Raw genomic sequence first — 3278 nt, forward strand, 5'->3', positions numbered from 1 at the left:
GACACGCCCATGAGCGTGAGGCCATTGCGAAACACGCCCACGATGAGCGCGCCCACGAGCGATCCCACGATCACGCCGCGGCCACCGAAGAGACTCGTGCCGCCAAGGACCACCGCCGTCACCGTGTCGAGATTCTCCGTTTGTCCGGCCTGCGGGTCACCCACGCCGGTGCGCGCCACCGCCAGCAGTGACGCCACGCCATACAAGGCGCCCGCCATTGTGTACACCACCAGCAGCACCCGCTCGGTATCGATACCGGAGAGACGCGCCGCTTCCCGGTTGTTGCCCACGGCATACAGATGCCGGCCGCCGGCGGTTTCGCGCAACAGCCACCACGCGATGGCGTACAGCAGCAGCATCACCACTGTACCGTAGGCGATTCGCGTCCCGAACACCGGCACCGTGGTGCCCAGCGTGGTGAAGAGCGCGGGCAAATCGGTGACCGTCTGCGAGCTCGACGTGATTTGCGTGAGCGCGAAGGCGATGTTCATCGTGCCCAGCGTGACGATGAACGGCGGCAGCTTCACCCGTGTCACCAGCATGCCGTTCAAGAAGCCGGCGAACGTGGTGGCGCCAATCCCCGCGGCGATGGCGACGGGAGCGGACATCCCGGCTTTTCCGGCGAGCAGCGTCATGGTGACGCCGCCGAGCGCCATGAGCATGCCGCACGACAGATCGATCCCCGCCGTGAGAATGACCAGCGTCTGGCCGATGGCCAGCACGCCCACCACCATCACCTGCTGGGTGATGAGCGAGAAGTTGCCAAGCGTAAGGAAACGCGGCGACTGCACGGCGAAAAAGAGGCACGCAACGAACAGGGCGACGACGGGGCCGAGCGCCGCCAGCCGCCGCAGTGTCACTTCGTGCCCCAGCAGCGCGCTTCGCCTTCCGCCGGGGTGAGGCTCTCCACGCCAGGCAGCTTCTCACCAGCCACAAGCGTCACGCCCGTATCGGTGAAGCCACTCGGCTTCTTGCCACTGCGCAGGAACTCCACGCCGGCCTGCACGCCCAGTTCGGCCATGCGTAGGGGATACTGCTGGGCGGTCGCAGCAAAGTGGCCGGCGGCGACATCGTCGACCCCGCGGCAGCCGCCATCCACCGTCACGATGAACACATCTTTGTCGCGCCCCGCCTTCACGAGCGCATTGTACGCCCCGGCGGCGCTGGGCTCGTTGATGGCGTACACCACGTTCGTCGACGGCGCCGACTGCAGGCAGTTCTCCATGACCGTCTGGGCCTTGGCTTGATCGCCGATGCTGTCCCCCGAGCACACCACCTCGGCGGGCGCGGCGTTCTCGTTGCTCTCGCGCGGGTTGGTCGTGAGCCCGAGCCCCTTGAGGAATCCATTGTGTCGCTGCGCGCCGGTGGGATGCCCCGGCAGCAGGTCGATGGTCACGATCTTGGGTGCCGTGGCCCCAAGGCGCGCGCGCGCGTAGGCGCCGATGACTTCGCCGGCCCGGTAGTTGTCGCTGCCGAAGAAACCATCGGTGGCATCGATGGGATCCGTTGGGCTGTCCAGAGCAATCACGAGAATGCCGTCGTTTCGCAGCTTCGTGATCGTGGGCACGATCGCCTTGGCGTCGCTCGGCGAAATGAGAATGACACGGGCGCCGGCCGCCACCTGATTCTCGATCGCCGCCACCTGACCAGCGTTGTCGCCGTCCGAACGACCGGCGCCCACCAGCAGCGTCACGGCATTGGCAGTGGCCGCCTGCTGCGCGCCTTCCTTCATCTTCACGAAGAAGGGGTTCGTTTCGGTCTTCGTGATCAGACCGATCACGGCGGTATCACCGGCGGCGCGTGAACAGGCCGAGAAGGCAAGCAGCGCGACGGCGCCAACGGCGAGCGTCGCGAAGCGGGTGCGCGGACGCGCGTGTTCAGGGAGCGAACGTGACATGCGTGGGGTGGGGCGTTCGGATGAACGGAGAGCCGGATGCCGGCGCCAGATCCGCGGAAATCAGCAGAGCGGACCCGCGTCGGGCAAGCGGCTGCGGGGGGTGGACTGCCTACGCGACGCGTATTCGATCGCCGTTGCCGTCAACCGTTGCGGACTGCGGCTCTGGACCGCAGGCTTGGGCATGCGCGACCTCACCACGGGTTCGATCCCACGTCACCTCATCCGCCTCGCCATGCCCATGGCGTTCGGGATGATCTTCCAGACGATGTACTATCTGGTCGATCTGTGGTTCGTCACGCGGCTCGGTGATGCCGCAGTGGCCGGCGTGAGTTCGGCCGGCAATGTGCAGTTCATCGTCATGTCGCTCACGCAGATATTGGGCGTCGGCACCATGCCGCTCATCGCGAACGCCGTGGGGCGTAAGGATCGCGACGATGCGAACCTCGTGTTCAACCAGAGCGTGGTGTGGGCGTTCGTGTGCGCCATCATTACGCTCGTCGGCGGATTCGCCCTCGCGGGCCCGTACATGCGCGCTGTTGGCGCCGATGCCGCCACGCAGGCCGCCGGTCTGTCCTATCTCCGGTGGTATCTGCCGGGGCTCGGCCTGCAATTTGCGCTCGTTTCGATGGGGTCGGCGTTGCGCGGCACCGGTATCGTGAAGCCCACGATGCTCGTGCAGATCGTGACCGTCGTGATGAACATCATTCTCGCGCCGATTCTCATTGCCGGCTGGGGCACGGGGCGTCCGCTCGGTGCCGCCGGTGCGGGACTGGCGAGTTCCATTGCCATCGCGGTGGCGGTGATCATGATGCTCGCCTACTTCGTCCGCCTGGAGCACTACGTGAGCTTCCGGCGCGAGCTGCTCACGGCGCGATGGGATGTGCTGGCGCGCATGCTCAAGCTGGGCGTGCCGCCCGGTGCCGAGTTCGCGCTGATGTTTCTTTTCACGGCCGTGATCTACTACGTGATTCGTGACTTCGGCCCCGCCGCGCAGGCGGGCTACGGTATCGGTTCGCGCGTTATGCAGAGCATCTTTCTGCCGGCCATGGCCATCGCCTTCTCGGCGGCGCCGCTCGCCGGCCAGAACATGGGCGCAGGCAAGAGCGAACGCGTGCGCGAGACCTTCCGCTGGGCGGCGATCATGGGCAGCGCCCTGATGGCCGTGCTTACGCTGCTCTGTCAGATCCGCCCGGAACTGTTCGTGCGGGGGTTCACCGAGGAGGCCGAAGTCCTTGCGGTCTCGGCCGAGTTCCTGCGCACGATTTCGTGGAACTTCGTCGCCTCGGGGTTGATCTTCACCTGCAGCGGGATGTTCCAGGCGCTTGGCAATACGCTGCCGTCACTCATCAGCAGTGCCTCGCGGCTCGTCACGTTCGCCGTG

The 3278-nt window shown here is 66.3% G+C and carries 3 protein-coding genes; 1 reads left to right on the forward strand and 2 read right to left on the reverse strand.

Annotated elements, in window-relative coordinates; translation table 11 throughout:
• Both ACIQ6O_RS15130 and ACIQ6O_RS15135 read right to left on the reverse strand, forming a co-directional pair.
• Window positions 1–791: ABC transporter permease (locus ACIQ6O_RS15130; RefSeq protein WP_396208611.1), on the reverse strand; the 791-nt coding region annotated here is incomplete at its 3' end.
• Between the two features lie 65 nt (window positions 792–856).
• A complete protein-coding gene (locus ACIQ6O_RS15135) occupies window positions 857–1897 on the reverse strand; it encodes a sugar ABC transporter substrate-binding protein (protein WP_396208612.1) in 1041 nt (346 codons plus the stop codon).
• A gap of 181 nt (window positions 1898–2078) precedes the next feature.
• Here ACIQ6O_RS15135 and ACIQ6O_RS15140 point away from each other — a divergent pair.
• On the forward strand, window positions 2079–3278 hold a 1200-nt coding region (locus ACIQ6O_RS15140; protein ID WP_396208613.1), incomplete at its 3' end, for an MATE family efflux transporter.

The organism is Gemmatimonas sp. (genome assembly GCF_044345575.1).
Classification (GTDB): domain Bacteria; phylum Gemmatimonadota; class Gemmatimonadetes; order Gemmatimonadales; family Gemmatimonadaceae; genus Gemmatimonas.

Excerpts from the sequence above, each read along its gene's own strand:
- ACIQ6O_RS15135 (WP_396208612.1), bottom strand. The coding sequence starts at position 1,897 with ATGTCACGTTCGCTCCCTGAACACGCGCGTCCGCGCACCCGCTTCGCG.